This window comes from Roseobacter sp. HKCCD5988, assembly GCF_037830355.1.
In the GTDB taxonomy this organism is placed as follows: domain Bacteria; phylum Pseudomonadota; class Alphaproteobacteria; order Rhodobacterales; family Rhodobacteraceae; genus M30B80.
Genome location: NZ_JBBLYJ010000001.1, coordinates 106,879 through 132,558, shown reverse-complemented (window position 1 = coordinate 132,558; position 25,680 = coordinate 106,879). Strand labels below are relative to the sequence as shown.

General features: G+C 55.3%; 21 protein-coding genes, 1 tRNA gene and 1 pseudogene. 8 read left to right on the top strand and 15 right to left on the bottom strand.

The features are described 5' to 3' along the window. Nucleotides 1-24: 24 nt before the first annotated feature. The 7 genes from trxA to regB form a co-directional block, all read right to left on the bottom strand. Entirely contained in the window at nucleotides 25-345 is a 321-nt protein-coding gene (gene trxA, locus AAC636_RS00655) for a thioredoxin (RefSeq protein ID WP_340253718.1), read from the bottom strand. A gap of 62 nt (nucleotides 346-407) precedes the next feature. Further along, nucleotides 408-3,863, bottom strand: a complete 3,456-nt coding sequence (gene addA, locus AAC636_RS00650) for a double-strand break repair helicase AddA (RefSeq protein WP_340300006.1) — start codon at nucleotides 3,861-3,863, stop codon at nucleotides 408-410. Beyond that, nucleotides 3,860-6,838 carry a double-strand break repair protein AddB gene (addB, locus tag AAC636_RS00645; RefSeq protein ID WP_340300005.1) on the bottom strand — a complete coding sequence of 993 codons (2,979 nt, stop codon included), beginning with the start codon at nucleotides 6,836-6,838 and terminating at the stop codon, nucleotides 3,860-3,862. Before addB ends, addA begins: the two co-directional genes overlap by 4 nt. Beyond that, on the bottom strand, nucleotides 6,835-8,514 hold the full coding sequence (locus AAC636_RS00640) for a phosphotransferase (protein WP_340300004.1): 1,680 nt from the start codon (nucleotides 8,512-8,514) through the stop codon (nucleotides 6,835-6,837). The genes addB and AAC636_RS00640 overlap by 4 nt, the downstream gene beginning before the upstream one ends. Next, the gene (gene tsaE / locus AAC636_RS00635; RefSeq protein ID WP_340300003.1) at nucleotides 8,511-9,041 is read right to left on the bottom strand and encodes a tRNA (adenosine(37)-N6)-threonylcarbamoyltransferase complex ATPase subunit type 1 TsaE; all 531 of its coding nucleotides are present in this window, start codon (nucleotides 9,039-9,041) and stop codon (nucleotides 8,511-8,513) included. The genes AAC636_RS00640 and tsaE overlap by 4 nt, the downstream gene beginning before the upstream one ends. 93 nt (nucleotides 9,042-9,134) lie before the next feature. Continuing rightward, entirely contained in the window at nucleotides 9,135-9,425 is a 291-nt protein-coding gene (locus tag AAC636_RS00630) for a hypothetical protein (RefSeq protein ID WP_340300002.1), read from the bottom strand. A 158-nt stretch (nucleotides 9,426-9,583) separates the two neighbouring features. Continuing rightward, on the bottom strand, nucleotides 9,584-11,008 hold the full coding sequence (gene regB, locus AAC636_RS00625; protein ID WP_340300001.1) for a sensor histidine kinase RegB: 1,425 nt from the start codon (nucleotides 11,006-11,008) through the stop codon (nucleotides 9,584-9,586). A 93-nt stretch (nucleotides 11,009-11,101) separates the two neighbouring features. Between regB and AAC636_RS00620 the strand changes: the two genes are divergently transcribed. Next, complete coding sequence (locus AAC636_RS00620; protein WP_340300000.1) at nucleotides 11,102-11,785, top strand: SCO family protein; 684 nt, start codon at nucleotides 11,102-11,104, stop codon at nucleotides 11,783-11,785. Nucleotides 11,786-11,924: 139 nt separating this feature from the next. Continuing rightward, nucleotides 11,925-12,482 carry an ActR/PrrA/RegA family redox response regulator transcription factor gene (locus AAC636_RS00615; RefSeq protein ID WP_340243822.1) on the top strand — a complete coding sequence of 186 codons (558 nt, stop codon included), beginning with the start codon at nucleotides 11,925-11,927 and terminating at the stop codon, nucleotides 12,480-12,482. A gap of 3 nt (nucleotides 12,483-12,485) precedes the next feature. On the opposite strand, the gene AAC636_RS00610 is transcribed toward AAC636_RS00615, so the two are convergent. Then, nucleotides 12,486-13,085, bottom strand: coding sequence for an HD family hydrolase (locus tag AAC636_RS00610; RefSeq protein ID WP_340299999.1), 600 nt, complete (start codon nucleotides 13,083-13,085; stop codon nucleotides 12,486-12,488). A gap of 163 nt (nucleotides 13,086-13,248) precedes the next feature. Here AAC636_RS00610 and ahcY point away from each other — a divergent pair, with 163 nt between their 5' ends. After that, a complete protein-coding gene (gene ahcY, locus AAC636_RS00605) occupies nucleotides 13,249-14,634 on the top strand; it encodes an adenosylhomocysteinase (RefSeq protein ID WP_340299998.1) in 1,386 nt (461 codons plus the stop codon). Nucleotides 14,635-14,791: 157 nt separating this feature from the next. Further along, nucleotides 14,792-15,132, top strand: a pseudogene (locus AAC636_RS00600) (DUF2853 family protein). A 226-nt stretch (nucleotides 15,133-15,358) separates the two neighbouring features. On the opposite strand, the gene AAC636_RS00595 reads toward AAC636_RS00600, so the two are convergent. Genes AAC636_RS00595 through tsaD form a run of 4 tightly spaced genes read right to left on the bottom strand, consistent with a single transcriptional unit; the run spans nucleotide 15,359 to nucleotide 18,079 of the window. Beyond that, entirely contained in the window at nucleotides 15,359-15,775 is a 417-nt protein-coding gene (locus tag AAC636_RS00595; RefSeq protein ID WP_340299997.1) for an EVE domain-containing protein, read from the bottom strand. Next, nucleotides 15,775-16,047: a YciI family protein gene (locus AAC636_RS00590; RefSeq protein WP_340299996.1), complete on the bottom strand. Its 273-nt coding sequence runs from the start codon at nucleotides 16,045-16,047 to the stop codon at nucleotides 15,775-15,777. The genes AAC636_RS00595 and AAC636_RS00590 overlap by 1 nt, the downstream gene beginning before the upstream one ends. A 5-nt stretch (nucleotides 16,048-16,052) precedes the next feature. Then, nucleotides 16,053-16,991 (bottom strand): NAD(P)H-dependent glycerol-3-phosphate dehydrogenase, encoded by a 939-nt coding sequence (locus AAC636_RS00585; protein WP_340299995.1) that lies wholly within the window; start codon nucleotides 16,989-16,991, stop codon nucleotides 16,053-16,055. Continuing rightward, nucleotides 16,988-18,079 carry a tRNA (adenosine(37)-N6)-threonylcarbamoyltransferase complex transferase subunit TsaD gene (tsaD, locus tag AAC636_RS00580; protein WP_340301061.1) on the bottom strand — a complete coding sequence of 364 codons (1,092 nt, stop codon included), beginning with the start codon at nucleotides 18,077-18,079 and terminating at the stop codon, nucleotides 16,988-16,990. The genes AAC636_RS00585 and tsaD overlap by 4 nt, the downstream gene beginning before the upstream one ends. Before the next feature lie 91 nt (nucleotides 18,080-18,170). Here tsaD and AAC636_RS00575 point away from each other — a divergent pair, with 91 nt between their 5' ends. From AAC636_RS00575 to AAC636_RS00560, 4 genes are all read left to right on the top strand, one after another. After that, nucleotides 18,171-18,899 (top strand): uroporphyrinogen-III synthase, encoded by a 729-nt coding sequence (locus AAC636_RS00575; protein ID WP_340299994.1) that lies wholly within the window; start codon nucleotides 18,171-18,173, stop codon nucleotides 18,897-18,899. Nucleotides 18,900-19,012: 113 nt separating this feature from the next. Continuing rightward, nucleotides 19,013-20,272 carry a COG4223 family protein gene (locus AAC636_RS00570; RefSeq protein ID WP_340299993.1) on the top strand — a complete coding sequence of 420 codons (1,260 nt, stop codon included), beginning with the start codon at nucleotides 19,013-19,015 and terminating at the stop codon, nucleotides 20,270-20,272. A 13-nt stretch (nucleotides 20,273-20,285) separates the two neighbouring features. Beyond that, complete coding sequence (locus AAC636_RS00565) at nucleotides 20,286-21,857, top strand: heme biosynthesis protein HemY (protein WP_340299992.1); 1,572 nt, start codon at nucleotides 20,286-20,288, stop codon at nucleotides 21,855-21,857. A 59-nt stretch (nucleotides 21,858-21,916) separates the two neighbouring features. After that, nucleotides 21,917-21,992, top strand: a tRNA-Thr gene (locus AAC636_RS00560). A 141-nt stretch (nucleotides 21,993-22,133) separates the two neighbouring features. On the opposite strand, the gene AAC636_RS00555 is transcribed toward AAC636_RS00560, so the two are convergent. The 3 genes from AAC636_RS00555 to AAC636_RS00545 all read right to left on the bottom strand — a co-directional run bounded on the left by AAC636_RS00555 (nucleotide 22,134) and on the right by AAC636_RS00545 (nucleotide 25,500). Further along, nucleotides 22,134-22,847 carry a hypothetical protein gene (locus tag AAC636_RS00555; RefSeq protein ID WP_340299991.1) on the bottom strand — a complete coding sequence of 238 codons (714 nt, stop codon included), beginning with the start codon at nucleotides 22,845-22,847 and terminating at the stop codon, nucleotides 22,134-22,136. Between the two features lie 253 nt (nucleotides 22,848-23,100). Then, a complete protein-coding gene (locus AAC636_RS00550) occupies nucleotides 23,101-23,523 on the bottom strand; it encodes a hypothetical protein (protein ID WP_340299990.1) in 423 nt (140 codons plus the stop codon). A 576-nt stretch (nucleotides 23,524-24,099) separates the two neighbouring features. Next, a complete protein-coding gene (locus AAC636_RS00545; protein ID WP_340299989.1) occupies nucleotides 24,100-25,500 on the bottom strand; it encodes an amidase in 1,401 nt (466 codons plus the stop codon). Between the last annotated feature and the right edge of the window lie 180 nt (nucleotides 25,501-25,680).

The following is a 25,680-nucleotide window of genomic DNA, read 5'->3' as shown; positions in this document are numbered from 1 at the left end:
TTTTGATCATATCTGAGAAGTGAATTAGATCGTGTCTTCGATCCATTTCTGAAGCGCGGCTTTAGGCGCTGCGCCGACCTTGTTTGAAATCACTTCGCCATCTTTGAACATGAACAATGCAGGGATGCCGCGCACGCCCAGCTCCATCGGCGAGGATGGGTTCTCATCAACATTCACTTTGACGATTTTCACCTTGCCCTCAAACTCAGACGAAAGTTCTTCCAAAGCGGGGCCAATTTGGCGGCAAGGGCCACACCATTCTGCCCAAAAATCAACAATGACGGGGAGAGAGGATTGGCGAACTTCGCTATCGAAGGTCGCATCGGTAACTGCGGTCGTGGCCATGATATAGCCCTCCTTGGGATGACAGTGGTTAACACGGAACCTATGAATGCCGTTGCCCCGCGTCAAGAACCCACGCCTTTCCCTGCGGCTCTTTGCAGCGCTTGTTCTAAAAGATTATCGGGCAGCTCCATCAAGCTTGGCCCACTTGTCCACAAAATAGCCAATTTCACGACCCGTGTGGGATATAGCGCCCTTAGCATTTCGCCATAGGCCGCCATTTGGCGCAAATAACCTTCGGAAACCTCAGCAGGGCTTTGCGGCACGATTTGATTGGATTTGAAATCCACCGCCAACACTTCTGCATCGCGCAGGATCAAGCGGTCGATTACGCCATAGACCTGATGGTTCAATGTTTTGTTAAAGGCTGTCAGCGGCACTTCGGCCAAGGCATCCTCTACAAACAGCTCACGCAAATTGGGGTGGGTCAAGACGCGCTCTGCCTCTCTCAAGAGGGCGGCGCATTCCTCTGGGCTGTAATCGCCCTCAGCCGCCAAAATCATGGGCGCGGTTGCAGCCCATGCGGCGGGTGTTGTTTTGGGCAAATGCTCTAACAACAGATGCAGACGCCGCCCCCGCAGTTTGGCTGCCTCCGCATCGCGCCATTGGGTCTTGAGGGCGGCCTCTTGCGGGCTAGGTGCGGGTGTCTCCCCCAAATCTGAAGGGCTGAGCGCAGGTTTGTCTTTTGCCTTTGGAGGCGGTGCTTGTCGCACCCATGAGGCGAGGGCTGCTTTCACCTGTGCAGAAACACCTTGAGGCGAGGCGGGTTCAGATGTTTCGAGAGCGTGACTATCCCAGTTGCCATTCTCCAGTCGCAGCCCCGTTTGCCCCGCCATGTCTATGGCTTTCACATTGGGCAGGTTTTCTGCGGCGGCGCGAATTTGATCATACCAACATAGTTTGTCCCCCGACTTTGCTGATAAATCACCTGCGGCTGCGACGACCAACCAAGTCTCTGCACGGGTCATTGCAACGTAAAGCAGGCGGTTTTCTTCCTCATTCTGCGCGGCTTTGCGCGCCTCGTGGACTTCGCGCAGATCGGTATCGAGGTCGTCTGACGAATTCGCCCAAATCAGTGGCCCGTCTTTGGGTTGAAGCAGATTAACCCCACCCCCGCCACGACTATTCTGTCGCGCTGTATCGGGCAGGATCACAATCGGGGCTTCTAAACCCTTGGCCCCGTGAATGGACATGACGCGGATTTGTTCATCATCCCCTGACATGTCCCGCTTGATGGTCACATCCCCGCGCCGAAGCCATGCAGCAAAGCCCGCAATGCTAGGCACATCGTGGCGCTCATAGCTCATCGCCTGTTGCAGCAGGCTGTTGATCCCATCCTCGGCCTCTTGACCCAACCGCGCAATCAAAGCGCGCCGGCCATCTTTTTGGGTGAGGATATTTTCCAGAATCTCGTAGGGCCTCTCAAAATCAGCTTTGTTCCGCAACTCCCGCAGCGTGGACACGATCCCCGCGTAAGCAGAGTGGTTAGAGAGCGCCTGCCACAGCGTGCCCGCCCTGCCATGGGCTAACACGTAAAGTTGGTCTTCGCTCAAACCGCCAAGGGGAGAGCGCAAAAAAGCAGCCAGTGAAAGATCGTCTTCTGGTGTCGCAAGAAAGTTCATCAATGCCGTGAGATCGCGCACAGCCAGTTCTGCGCTGATGCGCAGGCGATCCGCGCCCATGATGGGCAAATTCCGTGACTTGAGCGCGCGGATGATTTGGTGAAACAAATCACTGCGCTTGCGCAGCAAGATCAAAAAATCACGCGGTCGCACAGGACGCGGGTCTACCCCTTTCAGGCGGATCATCTGCTTTGAATTGATTTTCTGCGAGATGAAATCAGCGATTTGATCAGCCAAAATCACGGTGTGGTGGCTGTCATGAACCAAATCCACGGGGCTGTCCCACTCGGGGATATCCGCTTTTTCGGTTTTTGGAATTGCGGGCCAAATATCCACCCGCCCGGGAAGGTCGCTAAAATAGGCCGCGTGTTCCACATCTTGACCCAAACCTGCATAGGCTTGATCGGCGGCTACGCGGTCAACCAATTGCAAAATGCTTGGCGCCGAGCGGAAGGAATATTTCAGCACGTTTTTATGGAGTTTCGACTGCACTGCGGCAAGGCGATGATCAAACTCATCGCGCATGCGATCAAACCCTTCGGGATCGGCCCCTTGGAAAGAATAGATGGATTGCTTTTTGTCCCCCACAACGAAAATTGTGCGGGTCAAACCATCGCGCGCGGATTGGCCCGCCGCAAATTCTTCTGCCAGTTTTGCAATGATCTGCCATTGCGCGGGAGAGGTATCTTGCGCCTCGTCGACAAGCATATGGTCGATGCCGCCATCAAGGCGGAACAACACCCATTGGGCCAGACTGGTTTTGGTCAAAAGTCGATTGGTCAGACGGATCAGGTCGTCAAAATCAAGCCAACCGCGCCGTTCCTTGGCGCGATCATATCTGGTGAGAAACTCTGCCGCAAATTGATGAAGCGCGTTTGATTTTTCAAACATGGTCAAGGCGCGGCGGGTCTGCCGCGCTGTTGCAAGGCGCTCCATGAAATCGCAGAGCGCAGGGAAATCATCCCCCATTGCCTTGCGCACATCTGTGTTGAAAATTGTGGCGCCTTTGGCCTGATCTGGATTGGTTTTCGCCGTTGATCCGTTGACGAAAACATCTTCTATCGCAGCGATGGAAGCAAGGCTGTGTTTTGACCAATCATAGGTTTCGAGCGTGATCTTGGCCCTTTTTTGGCGAGTGTTGTCATAGGTCAACAGCTTGGCCAATTTATCGCAAAGTGCCTGTTCATCCCCCATGAATGTCTCAGCGATCAGATCTGCAAAGGTCTTGGTTCCAAGCTCAAAAAACTGGCGCAGTTGGGCTTCTGTGGCGGCAGGATCAAACGCCTCTCGCTTGTTGATGACCGCCTTGGCCAGTTCGTGCCCATCGAGGTCAGACACAAACGGGGCGACCGCATCCAATGCGATACGGCCATGTCCAAGACTATCGGTGGCCATATCTTCGAGGATTTCCGAAATGAGGTCGGTCTGGTCGCGATCGTCCATTTCCTCAAAGGCGGGCGAAATGTGCGCCTCAACAGGAAAGCGCCGCAAAACTGAGGCGCAAAAGGAGTGGATTGTCTGGATTTTCAAACCGCCCGGTGCCTCAACCGCCCGCGCAAACAGCGTGCGGGCATGGGCGAGCGTGTCTGTGCCAAGGTCGTCTTCGGCTACCCCTAATTTTGCCAAGGCTTTGATTAACTCGGCATCGGCTAACATCGCCCATTTGCCAAGTTGCGCGAAAAGGCGGTTTTGCATCTCCGCCGCGGCAGCCTTGGTATAGGTTAGGCATAAAATCCGTTCAGGCGGCACAGATTGCAGCAAGAGGCGCGATACGCGATCTGTCAGAACCCGCGTCTTTCCGGATCCAGCATTGGCCGACAGCCAGGTCGAGCGCAAAGGATCCGCTGAAATCACCTGAGCCAGTGTGGCTTCATCAAATTTTTGCGGGGTCAGGGTCATTCTGGGTCAGCCTCCTGTGGTGGAAGTTCTGTTTCGTCCCATTCCCCGTAGCGTGCGAGGTGATCATAATCGCCGCCAAAATTCTGATCAAACACAGCGCGCCGTGAGATATAGCCTTTATCGGGCGACTGATAGGCGCGGATGAGTGTCAGGAAGCTTTCATACATGCCGCGCAGATCATCTGCAGTGATGTAATCGCTGCCATCCGATTGTTTCCCAAGTGCAAGATAGCCATGCCCTACAACGGTTTCAGGTTTGCCCGTAAACGCGCCCGCTTCGGCCATCAAAGCCTCAAGCCAAAGTTGCTTCGTAAAGTTCGCTTCTTGCTTGGGCGTTGGAGCGGATCCTGTCTTATAGTCGTAAATCCATAAATTCCCGTTTTGATCGCGGTCAATTCGATCTGCACTGCCGGTGAGGGTGAAATCAATCTCGGCAATCGGCCAAGATCCTTTGGCCTCAAGCAATTCAGGCGTTTGGGTTTGGCGCCGCTTCGCTTCTCCTTCAAGAAACCAATCGGCGAATTTAACGAGCTTGGCGCGCCACATCCGTTGGGCCGAGGGCCATGGGACATCTATGGCAAATACCTCATCGGCCATGGTCAAAAGGTTTGTTCGGGCGGATGTCAGGTCGCCGAAATCTTCGGCACTGCGGCATTGGTCAACGAAGCGCTCCAACACGCGGTGCAGCGCGGTTCCCCGATCTGCGGCATTGGGCAGGGCGTTTAATTCGCCCAATTTATACAGACCCAATACATAGCGGGCGTAAATCGCATAAGGGTCGCGCACGAGGGTCTCTATGCGCGTCACCGAAAGGGATTTTGGTCGCGCATCGGCGGGGGGCTTCGGGGCAGGTCGTTTGGCGCGTGGCTTTAGGTCTTGTGCCTCTGGTCTGTCGATCTCTGCGGCAAGGCTTAACCAAAACGCGCCTCGTTCGGTCATTTCACTCAAGGCCGCGCGGCTTGCATCGCTGCTGCCACGAAGGAGGTTCACCAAGCGGTTGAGCCATCGGGACGGGATGGTGGCGGACTCTGCATCGCGTTTTGCACGGGTGAGCCAAACTTCTTGCGCGCCGAGTGCCTGTTGGAAATCATGCGCGGCAAGGCCGATGCGCCGATCTGGGAGGCGCAACCCCGCCTCAGCCCGCATGGCGCGATTAAGCCATGGATCAGCGCCGCTTGAATTGGGCCAAACCCCTTCGTTCAAGCCTGCAAGGATTAAAAGATCTGCGCCTTGCACCCGCGCCTCCATCGGCCCCCAGATCAACAGATCTGCATGTGGTCGGACGGGGTTGCGCAAAAGGGCCTCGCTGAGGATGCCAGAAAAGAGGTCACGATAATCACGCAAGCTCACTGCGCCTGCGGCATCGGCTTCTTCGCCTAAGCGGTTCATCAGGCGTAGCGCCTCTTCGCCCGCATTTTGGCGCCAAAGTGCGCCCGATGCTTCGGCCTCGGTTGTAGCCTGAGGGCCCGCTGCCAAACGCTCGGCCCAGGCGATATGTGCGCGCACGAACTCAACCATCGCACCTGATTGTGGCAAGACGGGCCGATCTATCAATTCGCGGCAAACCCAGTCCGCCCAGATCATCAGGTCTGGATCATCGGTTTGCTCAGCCGCCCAATCCATAATCTGAGATCGTTTTGGGAACGCCCACAGACACCGCCGCATCTTTTGTTCTAGCTCACGGGTGCGGCGCAGATGCGCGCCCCGATCTTCGCCGCCAGAATGACAAAGCGGGTGTTTGAGCATGATCAACAACTGCTCGCCCGTCAAAGGCGCAAGCATCAGATCACTGACATGGCGCAAGAAGCGCCCCGATGCTGTTTCCCCCAAGGGCACGCCCGCAGAATCATCAGGGTAGAGCGACCATCTGGCAAGGATGGCACAGGCCTGACGCACCAAAATCCGATCAGGGCATATTAACGCGACCCGTTTGTCCGCCTCGATGGCGTGACGCAGTCCGAGGGCGATGCTCATCGCCTCCTCGCGCGGGGTTTCAGCTTCAATCAAGTTCACATCGCGCAGAGCGCCTTGGGGATCGTTAAGTTTTGGCCCTTCCTCAAGCCATTGATCCGTTTGTGGGGCAGGTCTCAGGGCAAGGGATACAAGGCGATTGCGGTTTTCATTATGGGGCGTGGTTTCAATCCAACGGGGGATTTCCCAAGGGTTCACATTCAAGTCATGCGCAAATTTTGCCAATCGGTATTGCGGATGGTCTTGCCCCGTCAGGCCGCCCGTGGGGCCATCGCCCGACAAAAGCGCCTGCCAAATGTCATGCGGCAGATCATAATCCAATCCTGGCAGAACCACCGCGCCGTGATTAAGCCCTGCAACCACCTTCATCAGACGCGCGGTGGCCCCGCGTGACCCTGTTGAGCCCGCAATAATCACGGGATGGTCAGGTGGGTTATCCTGCCAATGTTGCGCTAAACGATCAATCAAACTGCTTTGGCGTGCAGCTTGGGTGAGCAGCTCGGGGTTGTCCTCAAAATAGTGCCGTAGGATTTTGATGAACTCTAGATTGCGCTGCCAATGTTCTGAATGTCCTTCGACATTCAGACGCTCTAGTACCTCGGGCGCGACCCGTTCTTCGTGCATTTCCGCCAATAAATCGGCAAGGCTATCGGCAAGCGACCAGATTGAGGCACGCGGTGCTAAATCAGGGGCTGCATCCAAAAGCCGTCCGACCAGTTGCGCCAGATGCAAACGCAGCCGCAAATCTGAGGCGGGTTGTGCCATACCACCCAAATCAGGCAGATGCGCCATGGCCTCGAAGGGCCGAATGCGGGGCAAAAATGCCGCCTCCTTGCGCAGATATTGGGCGCGCAGATTTCGTTCCATTCGGGCGGAGTTCACCCAAATTTCCACGCGTGCAATCCCCTCGAGTGGCTGCCCTGCAAGCCGTGCGTCCAGCCCTGCAATCAATGCTGAGGTAAACTCTACCCCAATGGGGGTGGCAAAGAGGTTTCGCCCGCTCATGTGAGGGCGATCTTTTCGGTGGCAAGCAATTCTTCTGCTGACGTGATCCCCTCTGGATGCCCAACATCGGCCCATCCGCCCTGATGGATGACACCAAACAGCCGCGCCTTTCGCGCAAGGGTTTCCCACAGCATCCGGAGTCCGAACTTGGGGATATCCATTGCGGCGATTGGTGCGGTCTTTAGGATTTGTGCGCCTGTGAACACATAGGGCTTTTGGGGATCGTCAAACAAAATCCGCCCCGATGCATCAAGGCCCAAGTCACCATCCCCCTGACGGCCTGTGGCCTTGTCCCGTGGGATGAGCAGCATCAGCGCATCCATTTCTGTGGGCCGCCAAGCAGCAGACAGCGTGGCAAAGGGGTTTAGGCCCGTCCAAACATTGTCAGAATTCAGTGTAAAAATCGCAGTATCCGAGAAGTAGCGCAGGGCATAGCGAATACCGCCGCCTGACTCCAAAATCTCTGGCTGCTCTTCGCTGAGGATGACCTCGTCTTTGCGCAGATGGTGGCGCATTTGATTGGCGTGATAATGGGTGTTGATCACACATGGCGCTGCATGCCCCGCGTGTGCAACATCAAGCGCATGGTCAATCAAGGCTCGTCCCGCCACCCGCAGCAACGGCTTTGGCGTGGTTTTGGTTAACGCCCCCATACGCGTGCCAAACCCTGCGGCCATGATCATTGCACCGCGGGGGGCGTGATTGGCGGTGGATTGCAGATAATGCGCGCAGATCGCACGCGCTGTTGCGGCCAAGGGCGCAAGCGTTGGATGGTCTAAAGCGCGAAGAATATGGGCGGCAACCCGTGGCATATGCCGCAGATACCCTGGTTTCCCTGTCCGCGCGAGGCGGTGGAACAGCCCCAAAATACGGAAGTTGCGTTGCAGCGAGAGCAGGCTTGTCCTCAGGATCATATCATCTTCGCTGATGTTCAAAATATGCGCATGATCGCGGATCAATGTGGTGCGCAATTCCAGCGACAGATCGCGCCGTGCATCATCAATCAGCGAGACGAGATCATAGCCTTTGGGGCCGCAGAGTGCGTCTTGAAAATCAATCACGCCCGCACGTTGCAGCCCTGTGCGGTCAGGTAGCCAAATCAAATTTCCTGCATGGAAATCGCGCAACACCGTCACAGGCACGCCCCGCAAGATCCATGTTGCAAGGCCTTGTAGGTCGTTTTGAAAGGCGGCTTGTTCAGATTTCAGCGCGTGGTCTTCGGGCAATTCTTCAAAGGTGACTGCGGTCAATCGCGCCAATTCAGCGGCGGCCAAAATGGGTAACCCACCCATTGCGCCCGTCCGCGCCAAAACCGCCAAAAGATCATGCGTGGTGCGATAAAGCTCAACCTCAAGGGTCAGGCCTTGATCCAAAATTGCGCTGTAGGTTTGATCACCAAAATCCTCAACCAAGAGGAGGCCTGCATCAGCATCTTCGCCAAAAACTGTGGGCGCCGACAAGCCCAAGCCGCGCAAATGGGCGGCCACATCGCGAAACGCCGCTTGGCTTTTGATTTTGCTTTTAGGCGTCTGCATCAGAACCGCACTATAGTCGTCTGAGAGATGCAGGCGGGTATAGCTGCGCGCCGAAGCATCGCCTGCAACTGGGCTTGGCTTGGCCATGCCCCATCCCATGCGGTCGAGAAAAGCGCGTGCCTCTGGTGAGAGCATGGTCATGGATACCTCTCAGCCAAGGCGCAAAGTTGCGGAAGTTTGGGATGATCTTGGGACGCACAGAGCCTGATGTGACGCTGATCAGGGGCGCTTTGGTCATATATAAACGAAAGCCAGATTGTGCGCGTTGGGAGATCGGCCATCATCCGTTCGGGCCATTCGATCAGGCATATTTCGGTTTCAAACGCATCTCTAAGGCCCAACTCATCCACATCACGCGGATCACCGAGGCGATACAGATCAACATGCCAAACCTCACAGGGGCGGGCCTCGTAGATTTGCACCAGCGTAAAACTTGGGGAGGGGATGTCCTCCACGCGTCCGATTTGCGCGAGTCGGGTTCGGATCACCCCACGCGCGAAATGGGTTTTACCTGCGCCAAGATCACCAGAAAGCGCCAAAACATCACCTGGCTCCAAAAGCGGTGCGAGGGCCTCTGCAAATTCTGACATGGCTTTGGGCGAAGCCAAGCGCAGATGCGCATGGCAAGGCGGCAAATCAGAGAGGGGTGCAGCGGATCCATCAGACATTGCGCCAAGTTTACAAGGGATCAGACGGGGCGCAAGCCATAGAGAAGGGATCGGCCTTCGATATTTACCCGTTTTGTGATGTGGCGTAATTCATCAGCATTGTGATTGGTGCAGATGCTCTAAGCCTAGGGCAAGATTGCGCCAAGCGCCTGCGCGATCCTCGGGATCGGCCAAATACCAATCAGTCGCTTCGACATCTGAAATCAGGTAATTTTCGCGAAACACATATTTCCGCATTGCATCTTGCGGGATGCGATCCATCCGCTCCCCCAGTTTGCGGCCTTGTTGCAAAATGACAAACTGAACCATCAGGCTAGCCACCAAAGCCGCCAAGAAGCTGACACCACCGACCATGAATAGCGGGTTTGCGCCGATTGCGGCCATACCCTTACCCCCCAGAGATGTGCATCGTCCAATTAATATTGGCGCGCTCACTGTTCAGAATGAACGCGCGCTGCGTGAAGGGCATAAACACCCCTTGTGGATAACACTGGGGATTAAATCTTAATATTCTGTTAATTATCGTAAATTTTGAGGGTTTTTCACGGAGAAAAAGGTTTGTTTTGTCCTAGGGGCGTATTTCGTTCCTCTTCAGACAAACAAATCCGCGACTTTGGCCAAACAACTTCAACCACCGCGCCGCGCTTGGCGCCTTTTTCCGCTGCTGTCAGGAATGGGTCGCTGGAATTGCGAAAGCTAACCCGCGCGCCCGAACGCTCTAATAGGGTTTTGGCGATAAATAGGCCAAGTCCCATGCCTTCATACCCGACACGTTGCGGGCTGTTGGATTGTCTGGTGCGGCGGCGTAAAAATGGATCGCCCAGCCTGCTTAACACCTCAGGGGGAAAACCCGCGCCATCGTCAATGACGCAAAGACGGATTTCGGCCAAATCCCATGTTGCCTCAATCCAGACTGTCGCATTGGCAAAGTCTACGGCGTTTTGGACAAGATTGCGAAGGCCGTGGATGATTTCAGGCTTGCGATAGATCACAAGCGGGGTACTGTCCTCATCGCCGACATCGGGTAGGGCGGGTGCCAGATCATAGAGCAGGTCAATACCCCGATCAGCATGGGGTTCCGCCGCTTCGCGGAGCACTTCGCCAAAGGGGGCGGACCGCATTTGCAAATCATCCTTGCCCGCTCGCCCCATGGAATGAAGGATATCACGGCACCGATCCGCTTGGTCACGGATCAATTTTGCATCCTCGAACAGATCGGGCCGGCTTGATAACGCCTCAGCCAGTTCATCGGCCAATTCGCTAGAGACAAGTTTTATCGTGGCTAAGGGTGTGCCCAGTTCATGGGCCGCTGCAGCGACCACGCCCCCAAGATCGGTGAGCTTTTGTTCCCGCGCAAGGGCCATTTGCGTGGCCAAGAGAGCCTGATTCATCGAATGCGTTTCTTTGGTCACGCGCCGCGCATAGGAGGATAGAAAGACGATGCCGATGACAATCGCAATCCAAAACCCAAGCAAAAAAAGCTGGGGGATTTGTAGAACTGATCCGTCCAAACTGCGTAGTGGCACATGGTAAAAGGCCAAAACTGTAATCAAACCAATGGCAATCCCGCCAAGCATGACGGTTGAACCTAGCGTCAGTGCGGTGGCCGAAATGGTTACAGGCGCCAAGATCAACAAGGCGAAAGGATTGTTTAACCCCCCTGTCAGAAACAGCAAAAACCCCAACTGTGTAAGGTCAAAAAGAAGGGTAAGCATCGCATCGCGATCAGACAATCTCTGGCTGCGTGGGAAAATAGCCATCGCGACAAGATTGGAGATGACACTCGCGCCAATGGCCAAAAAGCACAGGCCCAATTCCACCCGAAGGCCAATGAAATAGGCGGCAATGGCGACAGTGATCGTCTGGCCAATGATCGCCAACCAGCGCAACAGCAACAGCGTCTCTAATCGCACCCAATCGCTGCGCGCATCATCGGCAAATAATCTTTGGGCGGGGTCTTTGGTCATTGGGGCTTTCTGTCACAGTCAGGTGGGGATGAATTTCTGCGGGTCTCGCAATAGATTGCTCCACATGGGACTAACGCGGTGAAAGGCTGCTTCATGACACGGTATTTTGCAATTGGTGCCTTTGCAATTCTCGTTCTGGTTTTGGGTGGGACAACGGCATTGATCTTGCAAGGGCGCTCGCCTTTGACATTGTTTCAACAACCAAGCGCGCTTGGCGGCACGGGGCTTGTTCAAAACGAGGATGCCTATGCGCAATGCCGCTCAACCGTTATCGCGGGCGGGTCTGATACCATTGGCGGCCCGTTTGAATTGATCACTGAGGACGGCGCGTTGGTCACAAGCGAGGCGCTGATCACTGAGCCAACCTTGCTTTATTTTGGCTACACGTTTTGTCCTGATGTTTGCCCGCTGGACACGGTGCGCAATGCAGAAGTGGTGGATATTCTCGCCGCACGCGGTGAAGCCGTCTTGCCGGTTTTTATTTCAATTGATCCCAAGCGCGACACGCCCGAAAGGCTGCGCGAATTTACCGAAAACATTCACCCCGATATGATCGGCCTGACGGGGAGTGATGCACAAGTTGCCGCTGCAAGCCGTGCGTATCGCACCTATTACAACAGCCATGACGATGGGAGCGATCCATATTATTTGGTGGATCATTCGACTTTTACCTATTTGGTGTTGCCTGATGCAGGGTTTGTCGAATTCTTCCGCCGCGATACTGCCCCTGCAGAGATGGCAGATGCGGTGCAGTGTTTCCTCGATGCAAGCAGCTAAACCATTGCTTGCAAATCACTTTGCGTGGGTCACGGACATCGTGCATTTGACCCGCGCAGATTTTCTCCCTAATTAAGCTATATAGACCAATTTTGGCCGCCAGAGCCTTGGGCAGACTGGCTCCATGGGAGGAACGCCAATGTCGCAAGAGCGCAGTTTACGGGATATCGGGCCTGATAAGTCACTTCTCTTGGTGGATGATGACGAGCCGTTTCTGCGCCGATTGCAGCGCGCCATGGAAAAGCGTGGCTTTGAGGTCGAAGCCGCCGAAACTGTGACAGCAGGGAAAGCCATCGCGATGGCCCGCCCGCCTGCTTATGCGGTTGTCGATTTGCGGCTTGAAGATGGCAATGGCTTGGATGTTGTGGAAACACTCCGCGCGAAACGGCCCGATGCGCGAATTGTCGTCTTGACGGGTTATGGCGCGATTGCAACTGCGGTCGCTGCGGTAAAGATTGGCGCGACTGATTATCTGTCGAAACCAGCGGACGCAAATGACATTACCGCCGCGCTTTTGGCCAGTGATGATGATCTCCCCCCACCGCCCGAAAACCCGATGAGCGCTGACCGCGTGCGTTGGGAGCATATTCAACGCGTGTATGAGCTCTGTGATCGCAATGTGTCCGAGACGGCACGGCGCTTGAATATGCATCGCCGCACGTTGCAACGGATTTTGGCGAAGCGCAGCCCTAAGTAAGTCTTAAATCCGCGCGATGAGAGCGTTGTACCGTGCGGTGAAATCTGCGCGCACCTCTGCGGGTGGGCGCAGCGCAAGGGTGATTTGCGACAGAAGCTTGGCTTCGGGCTTGCCAAAAAATTGATCTGCTTCGGCTTCTGAAAAGCCTGCGATTTGCACGGCTTCGATCCACGCGCTGATGCGATCCGCTTGTTTGATCCGTGTTTTGACAGTTCTGGGCAATTCAGCAGGCAGGCCAAACCGCAGATGAATTGCAGCGGTTAAGCGTGCGTCCAACTCCCCATATCCGGGCCCTACGGCGGATTTAACGGGGCTTATCATATCGCCAATCACATATTCGGGCGCATCGTGCAAAAGCGCAGCCAGATTCCATTTCACGGGGCCGTTGGGATGTTGCAGGTCGTAAATCTGTTCAACCAACAGCGAATGCTCAGCCACGGAATACGGATAATCGCCGCGCGTTTGGCCGTTCCAACGCGCTACGAACGCGAGGCCATGGGCAATGTCCTCGATCTCGATATCAACGGGTGTGGGATCAAGCAGGTCTAGCCTTCGACCCGATAGCATTCGTTGCCAAGCACGGATGGGTGTTGAGCGCGGCATAGGTTCTTTTGTCCTTCACGTTTTGCGAAACCATAAAGCCCCTCGCTTCAGATGCAACGCATCCCGCGCGAATGGGCGCAGCGCCATTGCCGTGCGGCCGCAAGGCTGCTATGGCCACGCCAAATTAGAGACATGATTATCCGCCCTCAAGGAGGCTGCACTCGTGATCGATTACATCGTCAAAGATATCGCCCTTGCCGATTATGGCCGCAAAGAATTGGACATTGCTGAAACGGAAATGCCAGGCTTGATGGCATTGCGTGCAGAATATGGCGCAGAAAAGCCCCTCAAAGGCGCGCGCATTGTCGGCTCCTTGCATATGACCATTCAGACCGCCGTTTTGATTGAAACATTGGCGGCTTTGGGTGCCGATGTGCGTTGGGCAAGCTGCAATATCTTCTCGACCCAAGATCACGCGGCCGCCGCGATTGCCAAGGCCGGCATTCCTGTTTTCGCGATCAAAGGCCAAACCTTGGAAGAGCATTGGGATTATCTTGATAAATCCTTCCTCTTTGAGGATGGCCCCAACATGATCTTGGACGATGGCGGCGATGCGACCCTTTACGTTCTTTTGGGCGCGCGCGCTGAAGCGGGCGAGGACATCATCCCCGTCCCGCAATCTGAAGAAGAAGAAGTGATCAAAGCGCAGATCAAAAAGCGCATGGCGCAAAGCCCGGGCTGGTTTACCAAAGTGCGCGACCAGATCAAGGGCGTGTCTGAGGAAACCACCACAGGCGTGAACCGCCTTTATCAATTGGTGCGTGAGGGTCAGTTGCCCTTCCCTGCGATCAACGTCAATGACAGCGTCACAAAGTCGAAATTCGACAATAAATACGGCTGTAAGGAATCGCTCGTTGACGGCATCCGCCGCGCGACTGACACGATGATGGCGGGTAAGGTTGCTGTCGTCTGTGGGTATGGCGATGTGGGCAAAGGTTCCGCCGCGAGTTTGCGCGGCGCGGGCGCGCGCGTCAAAGTCACCGAGGTTGACCCGATTTGTGCGCTGCAAGCGGCCATGGATGGCTTTGAAGTGGTGCTTTTGGAAGATGTGGTCGCAAGTGCCGACATCTTTATCACCACCACGGGCAATAAGGACGTCATCCGCATCGAACATATGCGTGAGATGAAGGATATGGCCATTGTGGGCAATATCGGCCATTTCGACAATGAGATCCAAGTTGCGGCTTTGAAAAACCACAAATGGACGAATATCAAAGAGCAAGTGGATATGATCGAAATGCCCTCGGGCAGCCGCATCATTCTTTTGTCTGAAGGCCGCTTGTTGAACCTTGGCAATGCTACAGGCCACCCCTCTTTCGTGATGTCCGCCTCTTTCACCAATCAGGTGCTTGCGCAGATTGAACTGTGGAAGAATGGCGGGAATTATAAGAACGAGGTTTACATTCTGCCCAAGCATTTGGACGAGAAAGTGGCCCGTCTGCATTTGGATCGGATTGGCGTGAAGCTGACCAAGCTGGATAAATCCCAAGCGGATTATATCGGCGTTCAGCCTGAAGGTCCGTTCAAGCCAGAGCATTACCGCTACTGACGCGCGACCCCGCGCGATATGGCTGAAAAGATTGAAAGATCGAGCAAAACGCCCGATCTTTTATTTTTAGGTTTATTTTCTATATGCGACTTGCCAGTCTACCCTTAGCCCGATGGGATTACCCTTCGGGCCAATGTGTCTTTAGGGGGAGTTTGTGATGGGCAAACGTGATGATTTAATCGCACATATGCGGGCGATTTGAAAAACAAATGTGGCATGGATGCGGATATGGATCTTCTGACAAAGGTGACGATTGGTCTAGGGCCATCCATTTACAATGCGGATGCCTCAACAGTGGCAGGCAGCCAACCGTCCGAATTGGAAACGGTGAAGAATAATTTTTTGATCAAGAAACTGGGTCTGGCCGATGGCCCTCAGTTGATGGATGCGATCAATAGCGTCATCGAAATCTATGGTCGCTCAGAGCGGAACAAATACCGCGCTGTGATTTATTACATGCTGGTCAAGCATTTTGGCAAAGAAAGCGTCTATCGCTGACCCTGACCGCTTTATCAGTCAAACAGGCCCCCAACTGCCACGGCGCTGTTGGGGGTCTTCATATGTGATCGATAAAATTCGAGGTGCTTTTTCTTTGATTGCTTGCAGGCGGTTATGTTATCCACACCCTGCCTGATCAGTATGGCGGGCCCTCATTCGAACACGTGCGGAGCGAGAAGAGCGCGTGGGTGGCGGAGGGTTCCGATCTGATCGGGGCCCTCCTTTTTTATTCCAGCCCACCCATTTTACAGATGATATCCCAAGCCTCTGGTGTCACGGGTTGCACTGAGAGGCGCGATTGGCGCAGCAAGGCCATTTCTGCAAGACGGGGCTCGGCTTTAACCATTTCCAAACTCACAGGTCGGGGCATGGGATGGAGGGCTTTTATGTCCACGCAGTCCCAACGCGGGTCGTCCGTGGTGCTGTCGGGGTGGCTTGTGGCGATGACTTCGACAAGGCCCACCACGGCCTTTTCGGTCTGGGAATGATAGAAAAACCCCTGATCCCCAATTTCCATTTGCCGCATGAAGTTACGCGCCTGATAATTGCGCACGCCGTTCCATTCCTCTCCTTGATCCCCGCGGGCACATTGCTGCGCCCAACTCCACGTGTCGGGTTCGGATTTGAACAGCCAATACGCCATCAGCCGATGACCTTTTTCCATGCTTCGATGCGGGTTTTCGCAAAAAGACCTGCTTTTGCGTAAGGATCATTTGTGGCCCAAGCTTCGGCATCTGCGCGGGTTTCGACCTCGATGATGATGAGCGATCCGATCATCTTGCCCGCCTCATCCAAAAGTGGGCCTGCCATTTCAACCACGCCTGTCTCGGCGATATAGGCCAAATGGGACTCGCGGTTATCAAGGCGGGTTTGTAGGGCTTCGGCCTTGTCTGTGCACATCAACGCGTAACGCATTTTCTTTACTCCATTGTCAAAGGGCGCGCCAAAAGCGCCTCTGTTATTTCGTCAAACTCTACTTCACCTGCGCTCAGCTTAGCCACAGCATCGACAAGGGGTGTGTCAATCTCAGCCCGCGCGGCCAAGCCCCGCGCGGTCGCAACCCCCTCAACTGTGCTGTCCTCCGACCAAGCTGTGCCTTGGGTCAGGGAGAGGCCAAAGCGCATATTGCGCGATTTTTCCGAAGTGCAGGTCAGGATTAAGTCGCCAAGTCCCGACAGTCCTGAAAGCGTTTCATCTATCGCGCCAAACCCGTGTGCGATCCTACGCATTTCGGCAAAGCCGCGGGCCATAAAGGCGGCGCGCGCGCTCTCGCCCAAGCCCCGCCCTATGACTGCACCTGCCCCAATGGCGATTACATTTTTAAGGGCGCCCCCCATCTCTGCCCCGATAACATCTGTGCTTCCATAAAGGCGCAAATTGGGCGTGGATAGCGCCTTTTGCAGCGCAGTCACGGCGGTCGCATCCTGACACGCCAAGGTCAGGGCAGTTGGCAGGCCGCGCGCGATATCGACCGCGAAACTGGGACCCGTGAGCTGTGACGCAACTTTGTCTGGAAATCGTGCGCTCAGCAGGGATGCAGGGCCAAGACCCGTGGTCAAATCAATCCCCTTCGCGCAGGAGACAAGATGACCCGCGCGCGGCCTATAGCCATCTAAAAATAACCCAAGCTTTTGCGTGGGAATGGCCACTAGCAAAATATCGCTTCTCAGCGCGTCTAAATCCTCCGTGACCTCTACTTGGTCAGGCAAGCGGATATCGGGCAGACGTTTCGCATTTTCGCGGGATTGGCGCATGTTTTCGGCACCATTGCGAGCCCAAAGGCGAACGGGCCGACCCGCACGGGCCAATGCTATGGCAAGGCTTGTGCCAAAGGCGCCTGCGCCTGCGATATCAATCATGCCTTCGCCCCCTTTTTTCCTGAGCCAAGCATGGCATGGGCGCTTTGGTCCAAGGGCCAGCGTGGGCGTGCGGATAACGTCATGTCATCCCGCGCCCCTTCGAGATAGCGTTCTAGCCCCGCCATAGCGATCATAGCAGCATTGTCTGTGCATAGGGCCAATGGTGGCGCGACAAATGGCGTATTGGCCTCATCCGAGACAGCCTCAAGCGCCTTGCGCAGGGTTTGATTTGCGGCCACCCCACCCGCCACAGCGAAGCCCGTGATCCTATCTGCCAAGGCCAAGGCGCGGCGTGATTTCTCGGCCAAAACATCACGCATTGCAGCTTGGAAACTGGCACAAATATCCGCGCGGTCTTGTTCAAAAAGCCCATCTTGGGCGGCAACCAATTGATCACGTTGGCGCAGCACAGCCGTTTTTAGGCCTGAGAATGACATATCGCAGCCCTCGCGATCCAAGAGCGGACGGGGAAGTGAAAATCGGCGGGCATCCCCAGATTGTGCCGCCTTTTCCACTGATGGCCCACCAGGTTGAGGCAATCCCATGATCCGTGCAACCTTATCGAAGGCTTCGCCTGGGGCATCGTCAATTGTGCTCCCGAGGCGCGTGAAATTGTCAGGGCCTTTGACATGTAAAAACTGGCAATGCCCCCCTGAAACCAAGAGCATCATATAGGGGTAACGCATCCCATCTGTCAGGCGTGGGGTCAGGGCGTGGCCTGCCAAATGATTGACCCCAATCAAGGGCTTGCCGAGACCATAAGCCAATCCTTTGGCGGCCATCACGCCTGACAAAACGCCGCCAATGAGACCAGGGCCCGCAGTGACCGCGATGGCGTCTATGTCGGCTAAGGGGATATCTGTCTGCGCCAAAGCCTCTTCGACCATGTGATCCAATTTTTCAGCATGGGCGCGCGCGGCCAGTTCGGGAACCACGCCACCGAATTCGGCGTGCAGGGACGTTTGACCTGCCACAACAGAAGACAGAAGAACAAGATCCCCCGAAGCCTCGCGGCGCAGCACCGCAGCGGCCGTATCATCGCAGCTCGATTCCAGCCCCAAGATGGTTAGTCTTTGCCCTGCGGTCATGCCCCGTGGATCCTTCGCCCATTGCAGACCAAAGATATCTGCGATGGAAGCCAATTGTAAGCGCTCCGTAAGGCAGGTATCATTGCAGACTATGGCTGACAATGCTTGCCCCTTGATCCTTCTGACCCGTTCTGCTGCGCAATCGCAGCGGTTTGCTGATGAGATGACGGCGGCTTTGGGTCAGCGGCCCGCGCTTTCGATCCATCCGCTGATGACGATGTCTGTGATCCCAGTGGATGTGGATATCTCGCGCTATGATGCGGTCGTGTTCACCTCGGAAAACGGCGTTTCTGCCTTTGCTGAATTGTCAAAGGAACCTGACGCAGCTTTGGGGGTCACAGCCTATTGTGTTGGGCAAAAAACCGCGCACGCGGCGCAGGCTTTGGGTTTCGTGGCGCGATCTGCGGAGGGTGATGTCACCGATCTTTCAGCGTTGATCTTGGCCGATCTGCCGCGCTCGGCGCGGGTGATCCATCTGCATGGGCGCCACCAAGCGGGCGATCTGTGCGAGGTCTTGCAAGCTGCAGGCCAGACTGCTGATCACTTGGCGATATACGAGCAGGTTGCACTGGCGCCTGATATTGAATTTACCTCACTTTTTCAAAGTGATAGGTCGATTGTTGTCCCGCTGTTTTCACCCCGCTCTGCAGCCTTGTTTTTTGCGGCTTTGCCAGAAAACATGCGTGCGGATTTGCGGCTTGTTGCGATCAGTGCAGCGACTGCTGACGCCATCCCTGCCGCGTTTCAAGCGCGGGTATCTGTGGCGCAATCCCCTAATGCAGGCGCGATGATTGATGCGCTAGCGAGATATCTTCGCTAGAGGCGCGATCGGGTCGCCTGCAAGGCTTGAGCGCATGGGATGGCTGCTCTAAGCTGCTGAAAAACGCTGTCAATGTAACTGGACAGCATGATTCTGACGGGTAAGAGGTCTGTATGGCGGAAAAAAAATCAACATCTTCGCAGGCTTCGACAGGGTCGCGTTCAAAGCGAACACCATCACAGGCGCGCAAATCGACCTCAGCGAAGGCGACACCCAAAGCGGCTGTAAAGACCACGACAAAGGCCACTGCAAAACCTGCGCCGAAAGCGACAGCGAGACCCGCAACGGATGCTGTTCCAAGCCAATCCGATACAGCGCCTGCTGCCCCGCCTTTACCAAAGCCGCGCAATTCGGTCTGGCCGATGGTTTTAGGGGGTGGCCTTGCTGCAGGGCTTGGCTTCGTTACGGCCAGTCTTTTGCCAAGCGCGGAGCCCTCCAATGATATTGCTGCGCGTCTCTCTGCTATTGAGGCAACACAGGATGAACTGCGCGCAGGCCTCGCAGGCCAAGGGGCAGCCACAGTCGATCTTGCTCCGCTTGAGGCGGGTTTGGCCGATCTTCGTACGGATCTTGATGCAGTCTCGGTGCCGCAGGTTGATTTGACCCCAATCACCGCCAAGCTTGATGCGCTTGACGCCGATCTTGCGGCGCAAGCCAATGCGCTCTCCGATCTGCAATCGCGCATTGCCATGCTTGAAGCCCGCCCCGAAGGTATAGATGTTTCACTTTTAGGGGCAAATGGTGTCGCGTTGGATCAGCAGATTGCCACATTGCAGGCCCTAGTAGACAGCCAGCGGGGCGCGCTTGAGGCCGTTTCAGAAGATGCTGAAACCGAACTCGCCGCGTTGCGTGAGACGATCACCAGTGAAGTGGCACGCCTGCAGGCCAGCAGCGCGATTGTGCGCCTGACATTGGCGATGGAAAGCGGTGCGCCATTCGCAGCGGCGCTATCTGATGCGGAGGCAGGATCAGGCATCTCCGCCCCCGCCCTGTTGCACGCTGCGGCCGAGACGGGGCTAGTGCGCCTGTCGCAGCTCCGCACGGAATTTGCGTCCTTTGCGCGCGATGCGCTGCCAATTGCCTTGCGCGAAACGGCAGGCGATACAATGAGCGCGCGCGTCGGGGCGTTCCTGCAAGGCCAAATTGGTGGTCGGTCGCTCAGCCCGCGTGATGGGGATGACCCAGATGCAATCTTGTCCCGTGCGCAAGGGGCCGTTGATCAAGGCGATTTGTCTTTGTCTTTGGCCGAACTTTCGGCCCTGCCTGCCCCTGCCCAAGCCGTATTTTCGGATTGGGTCGCTCAGGTTGAGGCGCGTCTCTCTGTGACTGAGGCCTTCGAAACCTATCGCGCCGCAATCGGTCAAGCGGGTTAAGGGGGGCGATGTGATGTTGTGGTCCATGCTCAAGGCGCTGATTTTCGTAGCCGCCACCGCCGTTTTGGCGATTGGGGCCACCTATCTCCTTGAGATCGGTGATGTGGCGCTAATCACGGTGGCAGGGCGCGAATTTGTTCTGACACCTTTTGTCTCGGTGTTGTTGGCGCTGGCCGCTTTGGTTTTGGTGTGGATCTTGATGCGCCTCACGGGCTTGATCGTGGCGGGTATCCGTTTCCTCAATGGCGATGAAACTGCATTGACCCGTTATTTCAATCGCCGCAGTGAAAAACGTGGGTTTGAGGCATTGTCCGACTCGATCCTCGCCCTTGCAGCGGGTGAAGGGCATTTGGCCATCCGTAAAGCAGAGCGCGCGGCGAAGCTGCTGGCGCGGCCAGAGGTGACGAATTTATTGATTGCCCAAGGGGCGGAAATGGCGGACGACAAGGCCCGCGCGACCGAAGCATTCAAAGCCTTGGTTCAAGATGAGCGCACCCGTTTTGTCGGTGTTCGGGGCTTGTTGCAGCAGAAATTGGCCGCAGGAGACACCGACACCGCTTTGAAACTCGCCGAAAAGGCCCTCGCCCTGCGACCCAAAAATGCGGATATGCAGGACACCTTGCTGCGTCTTCAGGCGCAATATGAAGATTGGGCAGGGGCACGGGCCACATTGAATGCAAAACTGCGGTCAGGCACTTTGCCGCGCGATGTGCATAAGCGCCGTGATGCTGTCTTGGCCCTTGCCGATGCGCGTGAGGCTTTGGCAGATGGCCAAATTGCCCGCGCGACAGAGCTGGCAAAATCCGCCAATCGGCAATCTCCAAGCCTTGTGCCCGCCGCAGTGATGGCGGCGCGCATGTCGATTGCCGAGGGTAAGGCAAAGCAGGCCGCATCGGTGATCCAAAAAGCATGGGGTCTTGTGCCGCACCCTGATCTAGCCGCGGCCTTTGCCGAAATCGTTCCCGAAGAAACGCCAGAGGCGCGGATCAAACGCTTCCGTCCTTTGTTAAAGCAGCATCAAGGCCACCGTGAGGCGCGCCTTTTGGAGGCGGAATTGCAAATCGCCGCCAAGGAATTTGATGAGGCCCGCAAGGCCCTTGGCAGTTTGGCACAGGATGAGCCAGATGCGCGTAGCCTGACTGTTATGGCTGCCATTGAGCGCGGCGAAGGCGGTGAAGATCGTCTGGTGCGGGCTTGGCTTGCAAAAGCAGTTACAGCATCGCGTGGGCCGCAATGGTTGTGCGAGGCCTGTGGCCATGTTCATGCCGAATGGCGCCCAACCTGCACCCATTGTGATGGGTTCGATACATTGCATTGGGCGGTGCCACCGCAAAGTGAGGCCGCGCTCCAAGGGCCTGAACAGATGCTGCCTTTGATCGTGGGTGCCTTGGATGGCCCAAGCCCTGCTGCGGTGGAAACGCCTGAAACAGTTGCAACCCCGCAGCAGACAGCCCCATCTGAGCCTATCGTCGAGCCCGTATCGGGCGAGGATACGTTAACTTTGGGCCCTGAATTCCGCATTGATGATGAGGAGGACGCCAGTAAGGGCGCAGACGCGGTGCAGGCCGCCCGTGGCGTAAATTAAACACGGATCACATTAAGGTCTACACAAGCGCGCGCAACCTTGCTAAGAGCGCGCCCGTGGCCGCTGTAGCTCAGCTGGTAGAGCACGTCATTCGTAATGATGGGGTCGGGGGTTCGAGTCCCTTCAGCGGCACCACTCTCAGACCAATTATCATTAAATATCATTGTCTTCGTGGTTGATGCGTGGCGATCATCCACCCTTTTATCCACCTTTTTTGTTGCGCGTCCCACGCTCGCGTGGCTGCGTGTTTGCTCCCGCGCGCGCGCGTTGCTCCCGTTAACTAATTCGGCTATCCAACAACATCCTTTTTATTTTTGTTAATGGAATTGGTTTGAAAACCCCAACACTTTTAGCGAACAAAATTTCTTCGGGAATAAAAACATAACCTGCGGGTGCTATGGCGATAATTGAATTTCGAGTGTATGCGAGGTGCTTACCTGCAATGACACCTTTTTTGACTAGTCCGGCGTTACCATGCCAACGGACTGGACGCCTGAGCCGCACTGGCAGACCTAAACATTCAAATTCACCAGTTAATTGGTCCCACAGTAAAATATCATCCGCTAAAACCGTGCCGCCGTAGCACGCATTTTTCCAAGTTAAAGATGACTTGCCTACTTTTTTAGAGCCTAGGACTAGAGTGCTAACACCGCTATCCGTAACGAAAGCGGCACAATGAATCATCGTCTTCGTAGAAATACGCTGCCAGTAAATTTTGGCTAGGATGTTAAATAAAACGTTTAAGACGTCCATTAGATCTGAGTATCTAGAAACAATACCCAGCCGTTCTGAAGCTACCCGAAAGACGCCATCGGAAAACGTTATCGTGACGTCCGGCTTTTTTTCAATTCTTGCCCGCTCAATTTCCCAGCCCGATAATGTCGCCGAAAGTAGTCGCGCGAAAAGAGGCGGACAGCTAACTTGGATTTCACCGCCGCTCGACCTTAATTGATATCTCTCTACTGACTGAGCGACTCCGCTCAGCGCCACTCGCCGCCCCTCACTTTACAAAAACTTTCTGTAACGAAACGGTCGGGTTGATCTATGTTTACAACGCGGCAAAGCCGCGTACCATCAGTGTGTGTTGATACGATTTCGAACGATGAGCTACTGCTTAACGATGCTGTGTAACCGTCACGCTGTGTATCTAAAGCCGAGTAAAGCTCCGGAGTAGAAGAGCGGGAGAAGTTTGAGGATACGCAGCCTGCCAACAGTAATCCTGCAAAAAGAAGAGAGAAGTGCCTCACTGGAAGTCCTCCAACACTGCATCAATATTATCTTGTGAGACGACCTCGAGGCCATCATCTGCAAGCTCTGCTTCAATGCCATCAAGTTGTCTTTGCCTCAGTAGAAGATCGTTAGCATCCTCACCTTCAAGCTCATCGTCCGGACCAGATGGCGCACTCGGGGAAGATGGTGCACTTGGTGCGGATGGCGCGCTTGGTGCAGATGGCGCGCTTGGTGCAGATGGCGCGCTTGGCGCGCTTGGTGCGGATGGCGCGCTTGGAGCCGACTGCGCCCACAAACTTGATGCTGCGACTGTGCTGATGGAAGTAGTCGTTAGCGCCAGTTTTACGAATTTCCTACGAAACATGATTGCCTCCAATTTTTTCATCAAAAAGAGCATAAATATTCGTTGTATGTTTTCAAGTAAACTATCCGTCAACCCTATCAACCTTGTCCACCACCGTTGATAGGGTTGATAGAGTTGATAAGCTAAGTGTTAGGAGTCAATGTCCCATCGTCTAATCGCTGAACCAAACCAGATTGAATCAACCGTCTCATACGCGCGTGGCTGCGTGTTTGCTCCCGCCCGCGCGCGCGCGCTTTGCCTTCAAATATTTACACTCCAGGCCACCACGCAGATAAATCAATTGGATATAACTATACGCGAATGAGAAATTCGGCCTTGTTCGGACGTTCTTAAACGCCAAGTTGCTATCGGCCCGCCATTATTTTGTTCAATCAGAAGTGTATTCACGAGATGGCCTCCATCTGGCCGAAAGACTCAAAGCTTGAGTCGCCTCGTGTAGATTTGCGGCTTAGGCCTGCCGTGGGCTATTGGACTATGGTTATGTTTTGATCCAAACTTTGAATTTATAACTTCGGTTTACGGCGGCCTGAAAGTGATATGGCCCACATATTCGCCGCCCCCAATCCAAAGCCCCAGTTGGACGGGTTGGAAGGCGGCGTTAGATATTGCCTTCATCGCTTGACGCGGGTCTTGATTGAGTGGTGGCGGTTACAGTGTGGGGCGTTTGTCCTTCCACGGATTGACGCTGTGATAGGCATTGGCGAGCGCCAGAAGCTGCGCGTCTGATCCTTTTGGCCCGATGATTTGAATGCCCGCGGGAAGGCCTGTTTCACCAAAACCAGCTGGCAGGGTTAGGGCGGGTAAGCCGCCAAGGCTTGCGGGTGTGACGACCGCCATCCAGTGGTGATAGGTATCCATTGCACGGCCATTGATCGCCTCGGGATAGCGTAGCTCTGCCGCAAAGGGCCATGTCTGCGTTGCGGGGAGGGCTAGGAAATCAAAGCTTTCAAAGCTGCGCGCAGCGGCGCGTAGCCAGTCAGATCGATCCGCACTTGCGGCGAGAATATCGGCAGGGGTTAGAGATTGACCGCCCTCAATCTCCCAAATCGCTTCGGGTTTTAGCAGGTCGCGTTGGAGAGGATTGGACGCATAGCCCCCCAATTTTCCCAAGATTGCAAAATGCCGAAGCCTGCACCATGAGGCCCAAATCTTCTCGAATGGGAAAGGTGGTTTGTCTGGCGCAACTGTGGCACCTGCTTCGGACAGAATTGCCAAAGAGGCCTCGAGATGGGTGATTAGGCTAGGCTCCAAAGCTAAGGCCCCACCCCAATCGCCAAGCCATGCAATTTTGGCCCCAGAGAAATGCGGCAGGTTTTGAAAGTCACATTTGGGCCAATGATACGGCACGCGCGGATCAGGCCCTGCAAGGACATTCAACAAAAGTGCCAAATCTTGTGGGTTGCGTGCCATTGGCCCATCGGTAGACAAGGGATGCATGACCATTTCGCCTTGGGGTTCGGCGGGCACCAGACCATGCGTGGGCCTTAGGCTATATAGATTATTCCATGCGGCCGGATTGCGCAGGCTGCCCATCATGTCTGATCCATCGGCAAGACTGACCAAACCCGCCGCCAAAGCCGCACCTGCGCCGCCCGATGACCCGCCTGCCGATTTTTCTAAATCATACGGGTTTTTGGTTGTGCCGTAGAGGGGATTAAAGCTGTGCGATCCTAAACCGAACTCAGGCACATTCGTCTTGCCGATTAAAATCGCACCAGCGGCCCTGAGGCGCGCTGCAAGAAGGTCGTCTTTGCTCGGTACGAAATCTTTGAAAATCGGTGATCCCCAGCTGCTTGTGATCCCTTTGGTGGCAACCAAATCTTTCACAGCAAAAGGCAGGCCATGCAGTGGCCCTTTTAGAGGGGCCGCGTCCATGGCGCGGGCCTCGTCCATCAAGGCAGCTTCATCACGGAGCGCCACGATGGCATTGATCTTGGGATTGATCGCCGCGATGCGCGCCAAGCTTTCTTCCATCAGCGCGCTTGGAGAAAGACTGCCTTTGGCGATTTCATCCATCAATTCATGGGCGGGGCGATAAGCTGTCGTCATGATCCATCTCGCAAAATATGGTTGCCCCATAAAGACCGAAGCCTGCGCTGTTGTGAAGATATAGAAAATCTCAGAAATTTTTGGCTTTTTGCACAAGTTGACACGCACCTGTCACAAAGACGCGCCATCTGGGACGAAGTTTGATGGCGGATCAGCGGGGCGACTATGGGCGGCACCTCA

Coding starts and splice junctions, on each gene's coding strand:
- trxA (WP_340253718.1), bottom strand. CDS start 345: ATGGCCACGACCGCAGTTACCGATGCGACCTTCGATAGCGAAGTTCGC.
- addA (WP_340300006.1), bottom strand. CDS start 3,863: ATGACCCTGACCCCGCAAAAATTTGATGAAGCCACACTGGCTCAGGTG.
- addB (WP_340300005.1), bottom strand. CDS start 6,838: ATGAGCGGGCGAAACCTCTTTGCCACCCCCATTGGGGTAGAGTTTACC.
- AAC636_RS00640 (WP_340300004.1), bottom strand. CDS start 8,514: ATGACCATGCTCTCACCAGAGGCACGCGCTTTTCTCGACCGCATGGGA.
- tsaE (WP_340300003.1), bottom strand. CDS start 9,041: ATGTCTGATGGATCCGCTGCACCCCTCTCTGATTTGCCGCCTTGCCAT.
- AAC636_RS00630 (WP_340300002.1), bottom strand. CDS start 9,425: ATGGCCGCAATCGGCGCAAACCCGCTATTCATGGTCGGTGGTGTCAGC.
- regB (WP_340300001.1), bottom strand. CDS start 11,008: ATGACCAAAGACCCCGCCCAAAGATTATTTGCCGATGATGCGCGCAGC.
- AAC636_RS00620 (WP_340300000.1), top strand. CDS start 11,102: ATGACACGGTATTTTGCAATTGGTGCCTTTGCAATTCTCGTTCTGGTT.
- AAC636_RS00615 (WP_340243822.1), top strand. CDS start 11,925: ATGTCGCAAGAGCGCAGTTTACGGGATATCGGGCCTGATAAGTCACTT.
- AAC636_RS00610 (WP_340299999.1), bottom strand. CDS start 13,085: ATGCCGCGCTCAACACCCATCCGTGCTTGGCAACGAATGCTATCGGGT.
- AAC636_RS00595 (WP_340299997.1), bottom strand. CDS start 15,775: ATGGCGTATTGGCTGTTCAAATCCGAACCCGACACGTGGAGTTGGGCG.
- AAC636_RS00590 (WP_340299996.1), bottom strand. CDS start 16,047: ATGCGTTACGCGTTGATGTGCACAGACAAGGCCGAAGCCCTACAAACC.
- AAC636_RS00585 (WP_340299995.1), bottom strand. CDS start 16,991: ATGATTGATATCGCAGGCGCAGGCGCCTTTGGCACAAGCCTTGCCATA.
- tsaD (WP_340301061.1), bottom strand. CDS start 18,079: ATGACCGCAGGGCAAAGACTAACCATCTTGGGGCTGGAATCGAGCTGC.
- AAC636_RS00575 (WP_340299994.1), top strand. CDS start 18,171: ATGGCTGACAATGCTTGCCCCTTGATCCTTCTGACCCGTTCTGCTGCG.
- AAC636_RS00570 (WP_340299993.1), top strand. CDS start 19,013: ATGGCGGAAAAAAAATCAACATCTTCGCAGGCTTCGACAGGGTCGCGT.
- AAC636_RS00565 (WP_340299992.1), top strand. CDS start 20,286: ATGTTGTGGTCCATGCTCAAGGCGCTGATTTTCGTAGCCGCCACCGCC.
- AAC636_RS00545 (WP_340299989.1), bottom strand. CDS start 25,500: ATGACGACAGCTTATCGCCCCGCCCATGAATTGATGGATGAAATCGCC.